This is a genomic window from Testudinibacter sp. 'clade 2', assembly GCF_006227735.1.
Classification (GTDB): Bacteria; Pseudomonadota; Gammaproteobacteria; order Enterobacterales; family Pasteurellaceae; genus Chelonobacter.
Genome location: NZ_VDHB01000023.1, coordinates 1 through 20,059 on the forward strand (window position 1 = coordinate 1; position 20,059 = coordinate 20,059).

The following is a 20,059-nucleotide window of genomic DNA, read 5'->3' on the forward strand; positions in this document are numbered from 1 at the left end:
GTAGAGGATAAATTAATTTATTTCAATAAATTTAATGTTTTTATTGAAGTGGGCATCGGAGAGTCTGTTCGATTTTCAACCTAATTTTATTCTTATATTTCGCCACATGAATAGCATTATCAGTAGGGACTGTTGATGTTTGGATCTACAGAAGGATTGGGGGTATTAAAAGGTGAGCCGGAAGACGAGATTAAAAATTTGCAAGGTCTTGTCTGCATTAAGATTAAAAAACCGCACTTTGCCTGATTTTCAATAAGTTAAGCAGTAAAATGCGGTTTAATGATAAGCTAATCCAACAACCCCTTCACCAACTCCGCCACAAATTCCAACCGCTCTTGTGCGGTTTCGGTGGTTTTGTTGAAACGGAATTTGGTTGGGCCGTCGAAGCGGAAGATGTTCGGTTGTTGTTTGATTAACGCTAAAAATTTCAGCGGATCGAGTTCGGCGTTGGCTTTGAATTCCAATGCGCCGCCTTGGGCGTGGGCTTCGATTTTTTGTACGGCGAGCGGTTTTGCCAATAAGCGCAGTTCGGCGATTTGCAGTAGGTTTTTGCCGGCTTGCGGCAGTAAACCGAAGCGGTCGATCAGTTCCACTTTCAATTCGTCCAGCTCTTGTTGGTTGGCAGCGCTGGCGATACGTTTGTAGAATGACAGCCGCATATTGACATCGCCCAGATACTCTTCCGGCAGCAGGGCAGGAATGCGTAAGTCGATTTCCACTTGCTGCTGAGTCAGTTCGTCCAATGACGGTTCGCGCCCCTCTTTCAGAGCGTTGACCGCACTTTCGAGCAATTCCATGTAAAGCGAGAAGCCGATCGATTCGATCTGCCCGCTTTGTTCGCTGCCAAGCAGTTCGCCGGCGCCACGGATTTCCAAATCGTGGGTTGCCAGCACGAAACCGGCGCCGAGATTATCCAGACTTTCCAACGCTTCCAAACGTTTTAACGCATCTTTGGTCATGCGTTTCGGATTTGGGGTCAGTAGGTAGGCATACGCTTGGTGGTGCGAACGCCCGACACGACCGCGCAGTTGATGCAGTTGCGCCAAGCCGAATTTATCGGCACGCTCGATAATAATCGTGTTGGCGGTCGGCACGTCGATACCGGTTTCGATAATGGTGGAGCAGACCAACAGGTTGTAACGCTGATGATAAAAATCGCTCATCACCCGTTCCAGATCCCGTTCACGCATCTGCCCGTGTCCGATCACAATGCGTGCTTCCGGCACCAATTTTGCCAGCTGTTCGGCACAGTTTTCAATGGTGGCAACATCGTTATGCAAGTAATAAACCTGTCCGCCACGCAAAATTTCCCGTAGCACCGCTTCGCGAATCAGCAGATCATCGTTTTCACGTACAAAGGTTTTAATTGTCAAACGGCGCGCCGGTGGGGTAGAGATAATCGATAAATCACGCATGCCGCTCATCGCCATATTTAAGGTGCGTGGAATCGGAGTGGCGGTCAGGGTCAGAATATCCACATTGGCACGCAGTTGTTTGATCCGCTCTTTTTGCCGCACGCCGAAACGGTGTTCTTCATCGACCACTAATAACCCGAGATTTTTGAATTTCACATCGGATTGCAGCAATTTATGCGTGCCGATCAGAATATCGATTGTGCCTTGTTCCAGTTGCTGCAAAATCACTTTCTGTTCTTTGGCGGTTTTGAAGCGTGACAGCATTTCCACATTGACCGCTAAATTGGCAAAGCGATCTTTGAAATTGTCATAATGCTGTTGTGCCAGCAGTGTGGTTGGCACGAGAATCGCCACTTGACGGCTGTTGTTCACCGCTAAAAATGCGGCACGGATCGCCACTTCGGTTTTGCCGAAGCCCACATCACCGCACACCAGGCGATCCATCGCTTTCGGCAGACACATATCGCTGATCACCGCATTGATCGCCATTTGCTGATCGATGGTTTCTTCAAAATTAAAGGTATCGGTAAACTGTTTGAATTCTTCTTTATTATACTGAAAAGCAAAGCCTTTTTGTGTTTCCCGTTTGGCATACACATCTAGCAACTCCGCTGCCACATCACGGATTTTTTCCGCGGCTTTATGCCGAGCTTTCACCCAGGCATCGCTACCCAGTTTGTGCAACGGTGCGGTTTCTTCATTGCCGCCGACATAGCGGCTCAATAGATAGAGCGAGGAGACCGGCACATACAGCTTTGCCTCGTTGGCGTAATCTAAAATCAGATATTCGGCGGTGATTCCGCCGGTTTCAAGCGTTGTTAAACCGCCGTAACGCCCCACGCCGTGTTCGAGGTGTACCACCGGCTGTCCGGTTTTCAGTTCGGCCAGATTACGGATCAGAGTATCCGGGTTCACGGTTTTGCGTTGATCACGCTTACGTTGCTGCACTCGTTCGCCCAATAAATTGGTTTCGGTGATCAGTGCCAGCTGGGTATGATTGTCACAATCCAAAATAAACCCGTTATCCAAGCCACTAATCATCAGATTATGACGATTTTCAAATGCTTGTGACAGGGTCGGTGCGAAGTGCGGTTTTAGCTTTAATGGGCGTAATAATTCGAGTAAGGTTTCACGCCGTCCTTCGCTTTCCACCGAAAACAGCAGTTGTCCGTCAAACTGCTCATCGAATTGACGCAGTAGCTTAAGCGGCTCTTTCTGTTGGGCGTTAATTGTCAATGTCGGCAACGCATTGACCGGCAAATTGCTCTGGCGTGCTGAATTGCGCAATTTTTCGTTATGCAGGGTTAAGCGCGGGTAGTGTTTCAATTGGCGATTGATGTCGTCAATCCGTAGCCATAACTGATCTGGCGGCAACAGTGGGCGCATCGGATCGACTTTGCGGCTTGCAAAACGTTGTTGCGCATCTTGATAGAAGCGCTCCGCACGTTCAGCGTTGTTGTGATAATCAATAAACAGACTGTTTTTAGGCAGGTAATCAAACAGCGTCGCCATCTGTTCAAAAAACAGCGGCTGCCAATATTCAATCCCGGAAACCAGCGTGCCTTTGCTGATTTGTTGGTAAATATGCTCCGGATCGCGGCGGATCTCAAAACGTTCACGGAATTGCCCGCGGAAAAACTCAATTGCTTTATCATCAGTTGGAAATTCATGTGCCGGCAGCAGGTTAATCTGCTCGATTTTGTTCAGCGTGCGTTGTGTATCCACATCAAAAGTGCGGATCGAATCAATTTCATCATCGAAGAAATCCAAGCGAAACGGCTCGTCGCTGCCCATCGGGAACAGATCCAACAACGAACCGCGCACCGCATATTCACCGTGTTCCAGCACTTGCTCCACTGCGCGATAACCTGCGTTCTCCAGTTGTAAGCGCAATTTGTTTAACAGCACCTTGTCACCTTGCTTAATCAGCAATACGTTATTGCTTAAAAAGTGCGGTGGGCACAGGCGTTGCATCAAGGTGTTAATCGGCAACACGAAAATGCCTTGTTGTGGTTGTTGCAGGAAAAACAGCGCACTTAAACGGGCAGAAATAATATCTTGGTGCGGTGAAAAACTGTCGTAGGGCAAGGTTTCCCAATCAGGGAAAAAGCAGACGTTTTGTGCGCTGAAGCGGCACAGTTTTTTCTCTAAACTGAGGGCGTAGCGGGTGTCGGCGGTCACCACCACGGTTAAACCTTGATGTTGGCTGGCGGCTTGGCTGATCGCCAGCACATCGCTGTCGGCGATGACATTACCGAGTAATTTGTGGTCAGCGGCTTGCTGTGGCAGGTTTAAGGTGAATAATGGATTCATAACTTTTCAAATGGCTAGGAACAAAATAAGCGCTTAGTGTAACCAACATTGAGCCGCTATGCCAGTGGCGGTTGATTATTGTATTTTGCCGTTAACGATTTTTTAGAATTGTTTTGCTTCAACGGCAAAATCCAATAGTAAACACAAAAGTGCGGTTTGAAGGCGTTTTCGTGTTATATTGACGCCGAATTTTATGTATAAACAGCAAAGAGCAAGGGCAGTCAGGCAAATCCGATGAGTTTAGAGCAAGATGATATTCAGCTTTTTCGGCGCGAAATCCGTGGGGCGAGAAAGTTGAAGCAAGATACCTATGTAGATCCAAGAATAGTGGTGCCAAGAATAAAAACAACGGCAGCGAAACAGAAGCAGCAAAATAACAAATTAGCGCAGCAACAGGATATCAGCTTCTATTTTTCCGATCAGTACGAACCACTATTGGAACAGGACAGCAAAGTGCGGTATCTGCGTGCAGGCGAGGATTCCCATCTGCTGAAACAATTGCGACGTGGCGATTTTGCGCCGGAGCTGTTTCTGGATCTGCACGGCCTGACGCGAGAGCAGGCAAAAGCGGAGTTGGCGGCATTGTTGCACGCTTGTGAGAAAGAGAATGTGTTTTGCGCCAGTATTATGACCGGCTACGGCACGTTTGCATTAAAACAACAGATTCCGCGCTGGCTGGTGCAACACCCCAAAGTGCGGGCGTTGCATCAAGCGCCAAAGGCTTGGGGCGGTGATGCGGCATTTTTGATTCTGTTTGAAACGGTCACTTAGGGGCTGTTGATATAGTGATAGCTTAATGTATTGGCACCGGCTTCGATGCGCACTGCTTGCAGCAAATAGTCGATCGGAATTTGAGCTTTATACACAAAACGTTTGCAAACCGACAGAAACTCTGCATCCAAATATTGGGTGTAAACGCTGCAATCATTATGTTCTGAATTAACCCCCGCCATCGCGCGTCCCCACAGTTTGCCGTAGATGTGAATATTGCCGTCGGCAGCAACTTCAGCACCTTGTGCCACGTCCCCGTGAATAATCAAATCACAATGCTTGGCATAGATCACCTGCCCGGCAGCGACATTGCCTTGAACCACTTTCGGTTTGACATAACGAAACTGCGGCATAATTTGATCCAAACTGGTGCTTTTGCCCAGCGCCGGCAGGTTATGGCTCAGCACCAGCTCTTTTTCCAGATTATTGTGCCAATTACTGACCCCGATCAGCTGAATCCCGAATTCGGTTAATAGTTGCTGCAATTTGAACAGATCCACTTTTTGCAGATGTTGATTAAATTCTAGGATCACCGGCACATTTTGAAAGAAAAGCGGGGATTTTTGCACTTTATTGGTCAGCGCTTTTTTAATTGCCACCAGGCTGGCGCTGTTGATCGTCAGCAAAATCGATGAGAATTGTCCGGTATGTAGTTCAATAATATTATTCGCCATAGCGTGCAAGAGGTCTTTAACATAAATTTAGTATTCTGATTATAGTATAAATTTCGTATAATTACGATGATTGAATCAGATGAATAGAGGAGCAGTGGTTGATGTTATGTGCGATTTATAAAACACGTCGTCATGCCGGAATGTATTTATACCTTGCCAAACGTGATGATTTTTCCGCGGTGCCGCAAGTTTTGCTAGAGCGTTTCGGCACCCCGGAATTGTTGATGTTGTTTAATCTGCACGGCGATAAACCGTTGGCATTGGCGGATAATCACAGCGTGAGCCAACAGCTTCAAAACCAGGGATTTTATCTGCAAATGCCACAGCAGGAACCCAATTTATTGTTAGCATTTCAGTTGCAAAATAATTTGGCAGCTAAGCTGTAATTTACTAAGCCGTAATTTACTAAGAAAGATTTATAGGAAAGCAAAATGTTGAAAAGAACCTTTTTGATCACCAGCCTATTGTTGGCAGGTTGTAGCTCGAATCAAACAACCTATCACGGACAGCCGTTCGGCAAAGCGAGAACCTTAGATAATTTTAACGATTATGTCAGTTATTTAGAGCAAAGGGCGGTTGCCGAAGGAGTCAGCAGCCGAACGATTGCACAAAAAGGGCAAAATGTCCGCTATATTGCTAAAGCCGTTGAGTTGGACAACAGCCAAGCAGAACGCGCGCAGCGCAATCGCAATCAGCCGGCGGCGCCGAATCCTAATGGCGTAACCAACTACCTTACCCGCGTCTTAACGCCGCAAAAAGTCAACATCGCCGAACAGCGCTATTGGCAGCAACTGCCGGCACTGAATCAAGCCAGCCGCCAGTATGGCGTGCCGAATCACTATATTATGGCGTTGTGGGGCATGGAGAGTAGCTTTGGCTACTATCAAGGCAATTACGATGTGTTGTCGGTCTTGGCGACGCTGGCATTTGACGGACGGCGTGAAACCTTGTTTGCGCAAGAATATGTGAATGCGCTGAAAATTTTGCAACAAAATGTGATTTCGCGCGATCGCATGAAAGGCTCTTGGGCGGGGGCAATGGGGCAGTCGCAATTTATGCCGTCTTCATTTTTAAGTTATGCGGTTGATGCCGATGGTGACGGCAGTAAGGATATTTGGAAAACCCAAACGGATGTTTTTTCCTCAATCGCCAACTATCTGTCAACCGTAGGTTGGGACAAACGACTGCCATGGGGCGTTGAAGTGGTGTTGGACAGCCCGATGTCGTTGGATCTGGCCGGGATCGAAAGTGGCAAAAAACGCTCGTTGGCAACATGGCAAGCGATGGGCGTGCGCTTGAAATCATATGACGATGCGGCTTTGCAACGCTGGCAAGAGCTTGCCGGTGCCGATTTGTGGCTGGTGCGTCCGAATAAAGAAGTCGGCAGGGTGTTTTTGGTAACAAATAACTACCGCACTTTGCTCAATTGGAACAATTCTAACTATTTTGCCTTGAGCATCGGCATGTTTGCCGACCAAATTGCGGCGCGTGTAAATCAATAAAAAACTGCCTATCTTTTAAAAAGGGAATATGTTACAAATGAAGTCAGTAGCGGTGATGGTGCGTTAAGCAACGAACGGGAGAAGTGTATGTATCAACATAGAGATATTAAAGGCAGTACCTTGGATTTGCCGGTGAATAAGGTGGTGTGTGTCGGACGTAATTATGTCGGACACATTAAGGAGATGAACAATCCTGTAATCCAAGAGCCATTACTTTTTCTGAAGCCAAATACCGCACTTTGCCCATTAAATAAGCCGTTGGATATTCCTAAAAAATGGGGACGGGTGGATCATGAACTGGAAATTGCAGTGCTGATCGGCTCGACCTTGTCCAATGCTTCACCGGGACAGGTAAAAAATGCCGTGGTCGGTTTTGCGGTTGCGCTGGATCTGACCTTGCGAGATATGCAACAAGAGTGTAAAGAAAAAGGCTGGCCGTGGGCAAAAGCCAAAGGCTTTGACAATTCCTGCCCGATTTCACATTTTATCCCGGCGGCACAATGCCCCGATTGGGATAAAATTCGCTTCAGTTTGAGTGTCAACGGCGAATTACGGCAAAAAGGCAAATCTGCTCAAATGATGACTCCGATTGCTCAATTGATCAGCTACGCCAGCCGTTTTTTCACCTTACAAAAAGGCGATGTCGTCCTCACCGGCACGCCGCAAGGTGTTGCCTCATTACAAGAAGGTGATCGTTTGGAGCTGACGTTAGAAGACTATCGAGTCAATACGGTAGTGATTTGATTCTTCATGCCTCAAAAAGGTGTGGCATCACTAAATGGTATAGCTAAATGGTATAGCTAAATGGTATAGCCAAATAGCTTAATCAAATGGTTTAACAGGCCTATGAATATAGACTGCCTGATCTTATTTGAAACAAATTATGCTCCAATTCGATTGAATTTACGCTGGCAAAATTTAACAAATCAACATATACTTCTGCCACTCATATTTTGTCAATTTTAGTCAGGTATATTATTTTGCGACTTAAAAGCTCAACACTCTCTTTTAACCGTATTCGACTCAATTTTACTTCTTCAACCTTTGCTTTCATTACGCTTGCTGTACCAATATTGGCTTTTCCGACTAAGGTCTTCGCCGATACAAACAATTCATCAGCAGTGAGCGCAAGCGATTTGCAATTCGAAGCCCAACAGCAACAACGCCAACAACAGCAGAGCCAAGCGCTGCAACGCCAGCAGGCTCCCACGCCGGAAGTGCGGTTTCAGAGCGAGAGTGATAGCACCGAACAACGCCCCTTGTTAATCCCCGAAGCCCAATGCCTGACCATTTCCCAACTCTATCTGACCGACCTTGACCTGAACACCCCCGATTTAAAAGCCTATGCCGCCAAAGACACCCGACCGCCGATAAGCCAATTTGATTGGGCATTGGATGCGGTGTATCAAGCACAGGATTTCTCATTGCCGCATTGTGTCGGCGGGGAGGGTATCGGTATTTTAATTAAACGGGTGCAAAATGCGATTATCGACAAGGGGTTTGTGACCACACGGTTGTTGGTGCAACCACAGGATTTGCGTTCGGGCAAGCTGATATTGACGGTGGTACCGGGGCGGGTGAGTCAGATTCAAGTGCGGGATAACAGTGCTTTTCGCAAAGTGACACCAGCCACGGTGTGGTTTGCCTTGCCGATGAGCAGTGGCGAGTTGTTGAATATTCGTGATATTGAGCAAGGGTTAGAAAACCTGAAACGACCACCGCATGCCGATGCCAATATTCAAATTGTTCCGGCTGAGGAAGGCGCTAACCCGGGCGACAGCAAGTTGTTGATTGATTTTGAGCAGCGCTTTCCCTACCGTTTAACCTTGGGGCTGGATGATGCCGGTAGCAAATCGACCGGTCGGCTGCAAGGCAGTGTCACAGCATCGATTGAAAATATGCTGTCACTCAATGACCTGTTTTACACGTCGTTCACCCGCAGTTTTAAGCGTGATAGTGATGATAACGGACAACGGGGCAGTAAAAATATCAGCCTGTATTACGGCGTGCCGTGGAAAAACTGGATGCTGAGCGTGTCCGGCTCACAGCAGGATTATCACCAGCAGGTATTCGGGGCGTTTACCGACTATCGTTATGCCGGTGAAAGTACCACGATGAGTGCCACCCTTTCACGTTTACTCTATCGTGACCAACAGCGCAAAACCACGGCGAGTCTGGGGGTATGGCACCGACGTTCGGCGAACTACATTGATGATGCCGAAGTGGATGTACAGCGTCGCCGCATGGCAGGCTGGCAAATCGGCTTGAATCACCGTGAATACCTCGGCAGTGCGACCTTAGATATCAGCCTCAATTACAAACGGGGCACAGGCGCCAACCGCTCACTGGTGGCGCCGGAAGAGGCGTATGGCGAAGGCACATCACGCCCGAAAATCATCAATGCGGATATCAGTTTAACCCTGCCGTTTGCGCTGGGGGAGCAGCCGTGGCGTTATATCACCGCTTGGCGGGCACAATGGAATAAGACCCCGCTGATTGCGCAAGACCGCTTCAGTATCGGCGGACGTTACACCGTGCGCGGTTTTGATGGCGAGTTGACGCTGTCCGGTGACCGAGGTTGGTTGTGGCGCAATGAATTGGCGTGGAATGTGATGGCAAGCGGGCATGAGCTGTACCTCGCCCTCGACAAAGGCGTGATACGGGGGCGGGGCACCGAGCAACTGTTAGGGCGTCATTTGGTGGGCAGTGCGCTGGGGCTGCGTGGCAATTTGTGGGGGTTGAACTATGACTATTTTGTCGGCACCCCGATTCACAAACCACAGGGCTTTCGTACCAGCCATGTGACTACTGGTTTTAATCTGAGTTATCAGTTTTAATCCAAGCCACTAGTGTAAAAAAAGAGCCTAGTAAAAGAAGACAGTAGTAAAAGAAGAAAACAGTAAACACAAAAGGAACACCCCATGAACAAGCATCTCTACCGCCTGATTTTCAGCAAAACCCAACAACGTTTGGTTGTGGTCTCTGAAATTGCCACCCGTGAGGGCAAAGCCAAAGGCGAAGGCGGGCAGGTTGTCTCAGAACAAAAGCAGCTGACTTTTTTAAGCCAAGGTTGGCAGCTCAGTGCGGTCAATGCCGGCTTGTTCAGCCTGTTGGGTTTACTGTTTTGTGCCACGGCGAGTGCCAATGAAATGCAAATTCGTGCCGACCAAAGCGCACCGAAAAATGAACAGGCGATTATTCTGCAAACCGCCAACGGCGTGCCGCAAGTCAATATCCAAACCCCGAGCGCGCAAGGCGTGTCGAAAAACAGCTATAGCCAGTTCGATGTGGCCAATCAGGGCGCTATCCTCAACAACAGCCGCACCAATGCGCAAACCCAACAAGGCGGTTGGGTGCAGGGCAATCCCTATTTGGCGAGCGGCGAAGCACGGGTGATTGTCAATCAGGTCAATTCTGCCGACCCTAGCCGATTGCACGGCTATGTGGAAGTGGCAGGACAACGAGCGGAGGTGATTATTGCCAATCCCTCAGGCATTGAATGCCAAGGCTGTGGCACGATTAATGCCAATCGCACCACCTTGACCACGGGCAAAGTGGAACTGGAAAACGGGATGGTGAAAGGCTATCAAGTTGAACAGGGCAAGGTGACGGTCTCCGGTCGAGGCATGGACACTTCAAGCTCGGATTACACCGATATTATTGCGCGAGAAGCCGAAATCAATGCCGGTATTTGGGCGAAAGAACTGAAAGTGACCACGGGCAAGAATAAGGTCTCTGGTGATAATCAAACGGTTGAAATTTTGCATACCGGCGGCAACACAGCGCCGAACCCAACGGGGGCACCGGAAAACGTGCGCTATGCGGTGGATGTCTCCGAATTGGGCGGGATGTATGCCGGCAAAATCCATCTGGTCGGCACGGAAGACGGCTTAGGCGTGCGCAACGCCGGACATATCGGCGCCACCCAAGGCAACGTGCAGATTGACTCACAGGGGCAGATTGTCAACACCGGTTTTGTCGGCGCCCAGCAAGACGTCAAAGCCGACGCCAAACAGCAGCTGGAAAACCGCGGCACGGTATATGCACAACAGGGCGATGTGCAAATGCAAAGCCAAACCCAAGGTATTCAACAACACGGCAGTGTGATAGCCAAGGGCGAGGCGCAAGCTAAAGGCAAAGTGCGGTTGCAAGCGAACGGCAAGATAGCGCAACAAGGGCAAACCTTTGCCGAGGGGAATATTGACTATCAAGCCAAGCAGATTGAAACCGACAAAAGTGCGGTGCTTGCCGCCGGGGTGCGTTTCGAGCAAAGTGACAATGGCGAACGCAAAACCCTGAACGCCGCCAGTGAAAACGGCAAAAGCCTCACCCTGACAGCCGAGCAAAGTGCGGTGGCGCAGGGGCAGAATTTGGCGTCGGGACAGATTACGGTACAAGCTGAAAAGATTAATCTTAACGACAGCCACACCAGTGCCAACCAATTGCACGCCACCGCACGCAGTGGGGATATTACGGCAGATCGCAGCACCATCCGCACCGAACAGAATACCCATTTTATCACCCCGACCGCACTTTCCACCCAAGGTGCGAACCTGAATGCGCAGCGTTTGCTCATCAGCGCCGATCGGGCGGATAACCGCCAAGGCGTTTGGCTGCAACGCAGTGACCAACCGCTGGTATTGGACTTTGCCGGCGGCTTAAACAATCAAGCCGGACAAATCGGCAGCGCCGGCGATATCTTGGTTAACAGCGCCTGGCTGAATAGCCAACAAGGGGTTATCAACAGCGATGGCAACTTGACCATCAACACCCGCCAAGGTGAACTGAATAACCATGACGGACGCCTCAGCGCCAGCCACCGGCTGCAACTTGATAGTGGCACCTTGAATAATCAAGGCGGTTTGATCCAAAGCGGTGCCGGTGCGGTCATCAACACCCACGGTCAACGGTTGGATAACACAAACACGCTCAACAACGAACGCAACCAAGGCATTATCAGCCTCGGCACCTTGGAGATTCAGGCGGGTTCACTCGACAACCAACAAGGCTATCTGGCTGCGCAAGGTTGGCAGCAAGTGAATTTACACGGCGACCTGAATAACCGCCAAGGCGAAATCATTGCCTTGGGCAGTGCGACATGGCAAGCGCAAAATTGGGAAAACAGTCATGGCAAGTTGGGGAGTAATGGCGCATTAACCGTGCATCTCAGTGGAGATTTGAGTGGGGAGCGTAGTACAATCACGGCTCAACAGGATTTAATGCTGACGGCGAATACCTTGCGGCAAAGCAATCAATCGTTACTGCATAGCGACCGCACTTTACAATTGACTGCCCGGTCACTCCGTTCGACTGAAAATAGCGAAATCAGTGGGCAACAGCTGGCATTACAGGTGAACGGTGAGTTGGATAACACCCAAAGCCGCCTGTTGGCAGAGCAAGCGCTGAACATCACCAGCCAAGCACTGAATAATTCACAAGGGATTATCGCCTCATTACAGGGTGATGTGACATTGGACACGCAACGGCAGCAGCTGAACAATCTAAGCGGAAAAATTCAGGCTAAACAGGCGATTGCATTACAAAGCGGGCTTTTGGATAACCGGCAAGGGTTGATCCAAAGCGGCGCCGATATGCGGATTGAAACCGATAATCAACGATTAAACAATAATCATACCCTGACCAATCAGGCAACGACAGGCATTATCAGCCTAGGAAAACTGACCATCCAAAGCGCTGATTTGGATAACCAAACCGGCTTTATCGCCAGTGTGAAAGAGCAGGTTGTGCAAGCCAATCAACTGAATAATAGCCAAGGCACCCTCCGCAGTGACGGCAGTCAGCGCCTGCAATTAAGCGGCGGCTTCACCAATACCGCCGGTCGTCTGCTGGCGGAACAAGATTTACAACTGCAAAGCCGGGGGCTTGACAACACCGCCGGTCTGATTCGCAGTCGGCAAAATGCCACGCTGGATACGCAAAACCAAGCGTTGATCAATAACGACACCCTGACGACGGACGGTTCGAAAGGGATTGTCGCGTTGGGCGAACTGGCGATCGAAAGTGCGGTGTTGCGCAGTCAACACGGCTATATTGCCAGCCAAAGTGCGCAACGGATTAACGCCAGCGAGTTGGACAACCAACAAGGGTTGATCCAGGCAAACGCTAACCTGCAGCTGAATGTTAACGGGCAAATGAATAATGCCGCTGGGCGTATCCTCAGCGAGAAATCGTTAGCGCTGCAAAGCGGGGAATTGAATAACCGTAGTGGCTTGCTGCAAGGCAAGCAACAGCTGACGATCGACACCGGAAACCATACCCTCGACAACCGCCAGACCCTAAACAGTGAATTGAGCCAAGGTCTGGTGACATTGGGTGAATTGAGCCTGAAAACGGCGGCATTACTCAATCAGCAAGGTGCGATTATCAGCGCACAGCAACAGCAGATCCGTGCGACAGCGTTACAAAATGAGCATGGTTTGGTTCAGGCCAATGCCGCACAGACACTCACCGTGGACGGGGAGTTGGTTAACCGTCAGGGGCAAATTCTCGGTGTACAAACCGACATTCAGGCACACGTTTTGGACAACAGTCACGGCAAGGTGTCTGCCAACCAATCCTTGACCACCAAGCTCAAGGGCGCCTTGCTCAACGTTAACGGGCAACTGATCAGCGGTGAAGCGAATCAGATACAGGCCGATAGCTTGGATAATCAACAAGGCACCATCGGTTCGCAACAGGCCGGTGTCACCCTCAACCTGAATGGCGAACTGAATAATCAGCAAGGCCGTGTGATGGCGAACCGGGATGTTGTGCTCAGTTCACAACAGCTGGATAACCGCCAAGGCTCGGTTAACAGCCTAGCGAATATTCACATCGATACACACGGGCAAGCGCTGAACAACCAACAAGGCAACATCGTGGCGGGTCAAACGGCAACACTGCGCAGCGGTGAGTTGCTTAACCAAAGCGGGTTGATCAGCGGACAACGTGCGGTCAGCCTTGATACCCAAGGTCAAGCGCTGGATAACCGTGACAGCAAAGGTCGCGGCATCGTCAGCAACGGCGATGTGACCTTACGCAACCTGTCGAATCTGGATAACCGACAAGGTGATTTAACAGCCAGCGATGCATTACAGGTTAATGCTCAGCAAATTGACAACCGTGATAACGGCTTGTTATTGGGGATAAAAGATTTAGGTATTGACAGCACGACATTGGACAACCGTGCCGGCGTGATCCAATCGGCACAACGTGCGGTTATCGTGGCGACAGCGGCAATCAATAACAGCAAAAACAATGATAACGGCTCGCTGATTCAATCCGGCGATGTGCTGCAAATCACCACTGCCGCCTTGGACAACAGCCAAACCAAAGCCTCTCGCAGTGAACCGACGCAAGGGGTGATCGCCAATCATCTGCGCCTTAACAGCGATAGGGTGAATAACCAATCCGGTGGCATTTATACCACGACTGACTTTGACGGACAGATTCATCAAACAGTAGACAACACCTCGGGCGAAATCCTGTCATTGGGCAGTTTGGCGCTGCAAGGTGGCGAATTAGCGTTGAATAATCAAGACGGCAAACTGGAAAGCCGCCGCCGGCTGACGCTGGATTTGGATCGTTTTATCGACGAGGGCAGCATTAAAACCCAAGGCGATGCCGACATCAAGCTGAAACAGGATTTAACCTTAACCCACGCCTTTCAAGTGGACGGCAGCCTGAACCTGAGTACCGAAGGCAATTTCTACAACCGCACCCAATTGATCACCGGCAACGGGTTGAGCGTACGGGCACAGCATATCGATAACCCGTTCGGCAGCGAACTGAGCTCGCAAAATACCCAAATCAACGCCGACAGCCTGACCAACCGCGGTTTGATTGACGGCGCCCGCAACATGATCAAAGCTGGTCAGTTGGAAAACCTCGGCACAGGACGCATTTACGGCGACCATCTGGCGATTCAGGCGAATAGCCTGCGCAACGATCAGGAAAGCGTCAACGGCGAAACCAAATCAGCAACGATTGCCGCACGGGAACGGTTGGATTTGGGGGTTGGCACGCTGACAAACCGTGATCATGCGCTGATTTTTAGCTTAGGCGATTTGGCGATAGGCGGTCAACTGGATGCCGACGGCTATGTCACAGGCAAAGCGAATTTTATCGACAACGGCAGTGCCACAATTGAGGCACTGGGCAACGGTTCAATCAACACGGTGAGGTTGTGGAATCATGATCTTCATCTTAAACTGGGTGAAAAACATGAATATGCGGATTATTTTGATTATTCACCTGAAAATAGCAGTGAAATTTATCATGGAAGAACGAATCGAGATGGCTATTTGGATTGGAATAATAACAGTCGCAGAGATAGAAATGCCTATTTCCGCTTTGATGACAAGAACAGAGCAGCAGTAGGCTCACCGACTTGGTATCAATGGGAATATACTCGTCGCACAACAACATCGGTTATTGAACATCAAGATCCGGCTAAACTACTTATCGGCGGCGATTTATCACTCAACGGTGATGATTTGCTGAATGACTCTTCCCGTTTATTGGTCGGTAAAACCCTATTATTAAATGATCAACGTTTTACTCAAAATGCTGAAAATAGGGATTTAGTTGCCGAAGGGGCAACATTGAGAAACAAGGATACGGTTGGTACGATAAACAAACAAGATGTGGGAGAATCTTCAACCTTAGTTTCGAAGAGAAAGCAGCGTGGTACTAAAAAAGTCTGGGCGCATTATACTGAAAATAAAAAGCCGTTTGTGCACGATTTACCGGTAGAAAACTTTAATTTTAATCTTGTTGATAATAGTATCGGCAACTTACAAGTTGTCAAAGCCAATGCTAGCAATCAACAGCTTGACTCTGTAAGAGAAAGTGCGAAAACAGCACTGAGTGGTGTCAATATCAGCTTATCAGCTGCGACAGTACAATCGATTTCAGCCAATAATACAACAGAAGTGACCGCATTAAATCCACTGAATACCAACCAAGTCAGCGCACCTATTGAACATAAACCAGAAAACATATCTGTTCAAGCGTCTACGGTCATCATGGCGCAGCCTTCGGCAAATCAAATGGAAGAGAAAGTAACATTCTTCATTAAAACCATCATGCCAACACTTGAATTACCACAAGCGAGTTTATATAAAATCAATCCCAATACGGATAGCCATGTTCTGGTCGAAACCGATCCGCAATTTGCCAACCGTCGCCAATGGTTGAGTTCGGATTATATGTTTACTGCCTTGCGCAGTGACCATAACAACATGCATAAGCGTTTGGGTGACGGTTTTTATGAGCAACGCTTGATTAATGAACAGGTTAATCAATTGACCGGACGCCGTTTCTTAAATAATTATCAGGCGGACTATGATCAATACAAAGCCCTAATGGATAGCGGGATCAAATATGCGGCACAGTTTGGCTTAATTCCGGGCGTAGCGCTGAGCGAAGCGCAAATGAAAGAGCTGACGACTGACATGGTCTGGTTGGTCAATCGTGAAGTGCGCTTGGCTGATGGCAGTGTGACCACAGTATTGGTACCGCAAGTGTATATTGTGGCACGCGATACGGATGTGACTTCGCGCGGGGCGGTGATTTCAGCCAATCAGATTATTGCCAATACCCGCGGTGATATTGAAAACAGCGGTGTGATTGCCGGGCGCCAACTGACCGCACTTTCGGCGGAGAATATCCGTAATCTGGGCGGCGTGCTGCAAGGTGAAAATGTCTTGTTACAGGCGCAGAATGAGCTGCTGAATTTAGGGGGCAGCTGGTCGGCAGATAAAAAATTAGTTGGCGTGGCAAATACCATCCGGATTGAAAGCACCTTGTCTGAAACTGAAGATACCGGTGAGTTTTATAAAAAAGGCTTAAATCAACTGGCCAAAGTGCGGTTAAACGATCGCAATGGCGAACTGATCCTCCGTAGTCAAGACGATATTACTATTAAAGGCGCAAATTTTGATATTGCCGGCAAAACAGCAATCAATGCGGGTAATCATCTGAATTTAGGTACGCTGACTACGGAAAATAAAGAACAATATAACGCTAATCAAGACAATTATTATCGTCTGCATCAAACGGCAGAAGTGGGTAACCAGTTGAATTTACGCGGGGGTGCCACGTTACAAGCCGGTCAGGATCTTACCCTCAAAGCAGTTCAACTCCAGAGCGATGGACAGGTAAATCTGATTGGTGGCGGTGATGTTGTGATTGAAAGTGGACGCCTAACCGAGCAATTAGCTTCCGCCAGTAAATCGAGTAGCAAAGGCTTGCTCAGTAAGACAACTGAAATCACCCGACACGCCCATGACTACGACACTGCCGTTGGTTCAACTCTGAGCGGACAGACGGTAAATATTATCGGAAACCGAGATATCAATATCAAAGGCAGCAGTGTGGTTGGCGACGAGCAGGTCAATATTATGGCAGGTAATAATATTGATATCAGTGCCGATACCAATCGTTATTCAAGTTACGATTATAGTGAAACCAAAAAATCTGGCTTGATGGGCAGCGGCGGTATCGGTTTTACAATTGGTAGCCGTACGCAGAAAGACCAATACGACGAAAAAGGTACAACCCAGAGCGATGCCCGTGCGGCGGTGGGCAGTTTGAGCGGTAATGTCAATATTGCAGCCGGCAACCATGTCAATATCTTAGGTACGGATTTGATTGCACAGCCGGATAAAGCGATTGATATCAGTGGCAAGACGCTGAAAGTGGAAGCGGGCAAAGATATCATCGAAAGCAGTGAAAAACATGAATTCAAACAATCGGGCTTAACCGTGGCGTTGTCCACGCCGGTGACGGACGCAGCATTGGCGGCACGGCAAAGCCTGAAACGTAGCGGCGAGGTGAATGACAGCCGTTTGGCGGCGCTGTATCAAGTGAAAGCGGCGACGGAAGCGGCGATGGCGGTGCAAGCCTCAGCCGATACTGCTAATACGCTGGGCAATATGATGGACGGCACTATGCAAGAAGGTGCGGTGTCTAATCCACAAGTGAAAATCTCGCTCAGTGTTGGCTCCAGCCAATCCCGTTCAACCAGCAACACCACCCAAGTGACCCACAGCGGCAGTGAAGTGAGTGCGGGTAATATCAAGCTGAAAACGACGGAGGGGGATATTGATATTCTGGGTTCAAGCCTGAATGCGAAACAGATCGCCTTGGATTCGGCACAAAACATCAACCTGGAATCGGTACAAGACACCTATTCTAACCGCAGTGACAATAAAAACAGCGGTTGGAGCGTGGGTGCTTTTATCGGCACAAACGGCAACAGTTATGGTTTCGGAATTGAAGGTTCAGCACAGGCAGGAAAAGGGCATGAAAACAGCGACAGCGTCACCCAGAAAAACACGGTGCTGAACACCGACAACTTGACACTCAACAGCAAAAATGACACCAATATTAAAGGTGCGGTGGTGAATGCGAAACGCTTGGACGGTGAAATCGGTGGCGACCTGAATATCGAAAGCCGACAAGACAGTAATCACTATGATAGTAAGCAAGTACAGGCAGGCGGTAGTTTTTCAGTAACCTACGGCTCAGGTGGTGGCGGTTCGGTGAATGTCAGCGCCAGCAAAGGAAAGGTGAACTCTGCGCAAGTGAATGAGCAGTCGGGGCTGAGAGTGGGTGAAGAGGGCATGAACCTCACTGTTGGCGGCAACACCCATCTGAAAGGCGGGGTGATTGACAGTCAAGCCACAGCGGATAAAAACCACTTTAGCACCGGCACGTTGACGACGGAGAATATTGAAAACCACAGTGAAGTCAGTATGCAGAGTGTCAGTGTGGGAATGTCTACTTCGGGTCCGTCACCGATGCAAGCGATAGGTCTGGCAGCGAGTTTGGCAGGCAATGTCAATAAATCGGACAGCGCTACCACGCAAAGTGCGGTCAGTCAAAACATCAATCTGGACGTGAGAAACGGCGAAGTGCCGACCGCACTTTCGCGCGATACGGTAAATGCCAATCAAAAGGTACAGCAGTTTGATAAAGCAGAGTATCAAGAGCGGGTTGAAGCAGCGCAGGTGATTGGCGATATTGCGAAAAATGCGGTGAATCTGGCGACCTATGAAGAGCGCACCGAATCTGCCAAGTTGAAAGACCGGGCGAAGGATGCGGAGAAGGCAGGGAACCGGGTTTTAGCCGCAGATTTATCTGGACAGGCTGCAGCATTAGATAAAAAAATCGATGCCCAGTTTGGTATCGGTTCAACCAATGGGCAAGCAATCGCTGCGGTGACGGCGGTGTTACAAGGCTTGGCGGGCGGCAATGCAGGACAGGCGATTGCCGGTGGATTGTCACCGTATGTGAACAGCCAAATCAAAGCACTGACCGGGGACAACACCGAAGCCAATATTGTTGCCCACGCACTATGGGGCGCGATTGAGGCGCAGGCAAGCGGCAACAGCGCTTTAGCCGGGGCAACTGCGGCAGCGAGTGGTGAAGTGGCAGCCGCGTTTTTAACCGAACAGCTGTACGGCAAAGCGCCGAAAGACCTGACGGCGAGTGAGAAGGAAACGATTTCGGGCTTAAGCCAAATTGTGGGCGCATTGAGCAGTGTTGCGGTGGCGAATAACAGCAGTGACGGCTACCGTGGTGCGGAAGTAGCGAAAAGTGCGGTTGAGAATAATTTACTGGGCGCACAAGATAATGAAACATTATTTAAATTATCAGAAAAGCTTAATGATAAAAGTGGATTATCGGTTAATGAACAACAAGTGGCAGAATATTTATTAACTAAAGATAGTGAAGTTAATCGGTTAATTAAATTGAATCAAGCTGATCCTGCTGCATTAACAGAAAGTCAAAAAAATTATTTATATCAAGAATTAAATAACATTGCGAAATCTTATAATATTTCTATTGATGAATTATATAACTGGGATTTTTCAAAACCTTCAATAGGACGTGATGATTCTGCCTTAAAGAATTATCTTAATAGAAATAATATTTATGCCAATTCTTTTGATGCTAAAGTATCACAAGGTGTAGCAGATGGTTTGGCTGTGGCTCCTGGTGTTACAGGCGTATCAACATTATTAGGAACCATGCCAAAAGTTGCCACGGTTGCTCAAAAATATCCTTTATTAACCGATATGACAGCGACAGCTGTTGCTAATACAGGTTATCAGCTTTCGCAAGATAGAGCATACGATCCTTATAGTTTATTACAATCTGAACTATCGACTGTTCTCACAAGAAATAGAACGTTGGGACAGCAAGTTAGTGTTAATGTTATGTTAGGCGCTGTAACAGCTAAAACTGAAGAAGAATTGGGTTCGAATGTTTTTGGTGCTGTCTTAGGAACAGTAGCATCCCATAAGATATCAAATTTTAATTTGGGCAATAATAGCTTTAATACAATAGCTAAGCCTATATATACTCAAGCTATTAG

At 48.7% G+C, this 20,059-nt stretch carries 8 protein-coding genes; 6 read left to right on the forward strand and 2 right to left on the reverse strand.

The features are described from left to right. Positions 1-287 precede the first annotated feature (287 nt). Complete coding sequence (gene mfd / locus FHQ30_RS02835) at positions 288-3,728, reverse strand: transcription-repair coupling factor (RefSeq protein WP_139611313.1); 3,441 nt, start codon at positions 3,726-3,728, stop codon at positions 288-290. A 234-nt stretch (positions 3,729-3,962) separates the two neighbouring features. Between mfd and smrB the strand changes: the two genes are divergently transcribed. After that, positions 3,963-4,499 carry an endonuclease SmrB gene (gene smrB / locus FHQ30_RS02840; RefSeq protein ID WP_139611312.1) on the forward strand — a complete coding sequence of 179 codons (537 nt, stop codon included), beginning with the start codon at positions 3,963-3,965 and terminating at the stop codon, positions 4,497-4,499. Here smrB and minC read toward each other — a convergent pair. Next, positions 4,496-5,173 carry a septum site-determining protein MinC gene (minC, locus tag FHQ30_RS02845; RefSeq protein WP_139611311.1) on the reverse strand — a complete coding sequence of 226 codons (678 nt, stop codon included), beginning with the start codon at positions 5,171-5,173 and terminating at the stop codon, positions 4,496-4,498. The genes smrB and minC overlap by 4 nt on opposite strands. Positions 5,174-5,274: 101 nt before the next feature. Between minC and FHQ30_RS02850 the strand changes: the two genes are divergently transcribed. From FHQ30_RS02850 to FHQ30_RS02870, 5 genes are all read left to right on the forward strand, one after another. Continuing rightward, the gene (locus FHQ30_RS02850; RefSeq protein ID WP_139611310.1) at positions 5,275-5,559 is read left to right on the forward strand and encodes a YcgL domain-containing protein; all 285 of its coding nucleotides are present in this window, start codon (positions 5,275-5,277) and stop codon (positions 5,557-5,559) included. A gap of 45 nt (positions 5,560-5,604) precedes the next feature. Beyond that, the gene (locus FHQ30_RS02855) at positions 5,605-6,675 is read left to right on the forward strand and encodes a lytic murein transglycosylase (RefSeq protein WP_139611309.1); all 1,071 of its coding nucleotides are present in this window, start codon (positions 5,605-5,607) and stop codon (positions 6,673-6,675) included. A gap of 87 nt (positions 6,676-6,762) precedes the next feature. Then, on the forward strand, positions 6,763-7,419 hold the full coding sequence (locus tag FHQ30_RS02860; protein WP_139609617.1) for a fumarylacetoacetate hydrolase family protein: 657 nt from the start codon (positions 6,763-6,765) through the stop codon (positions 7,417-7,419). Positions 7,420-7,811: 392 nt separating this feature from the next. Further along, positions 7,812-9,512: a ShlB/FhaC/HecB family hemolysin secretion/activation protein gene (locus FHQ30_RS02865; RefSeq protein ID WP_267963819.1), complete on the forward strand. Its 1,701-nt coding sequence runs from the start codon at positions 7,812-7,814 to the stop codon at positions 9,510-9,512. 84 nt (positions 9,513-9,596) lie between these two features. Beyond that, the coding region (locus tag FHQ30_RS02870; RefSeq protein WP_139625142.1) for a two-partner secretion domain-containing protein at positions 9,597-20,059 on the forward strand (10,463 nt) is incomplete at its 3' end.

Excerpts from the sequence above, each read along its gene's own strand:
- minC (WP_139611311.1), bottom strand. The coding sequence starts at position 5,173 with ATGGCGAATAATATTATTGAACTACATACCGGACAATTCTCATCGATT.
- mfd (WP_139611313.1), bottom strand. The coding sequence starts at position 3,728 with ATGAATCCATTATTCACCTTAAACCTGCCACAGCAAGCCGCTGACCAC.
- FHQ30_RS02850 (WP_139611310.1), top strand. The coding sequence starts at position 5,275 with ATGTTATGTGCGATTTATAAAACACGTCGTCATGCCGGAATGTATTTA.
- FHQ30_RS02855 (WP_139611309.1), top strand. The coding sequence starts at position 5,605 with ATGTTGAAAAGAACCTTTTTGATCACCAGCCTATTGTTGGCAGGTTGT.
- FHQ30_RS02860 (WP_139609617.1), top strand. The coding sequence starts at position 6,763 with ATGTATCAACATAGAGATATTAAAGGCAGTACCTTGGATTTGCCGGTG.
- smrB (WP_139611312.1), top strand. The coding sequence starts at position 3,963 with ATGAGTTTAGAGCAAGATGATATTCAGCTTTTTCGGCGCGAAATCCGT.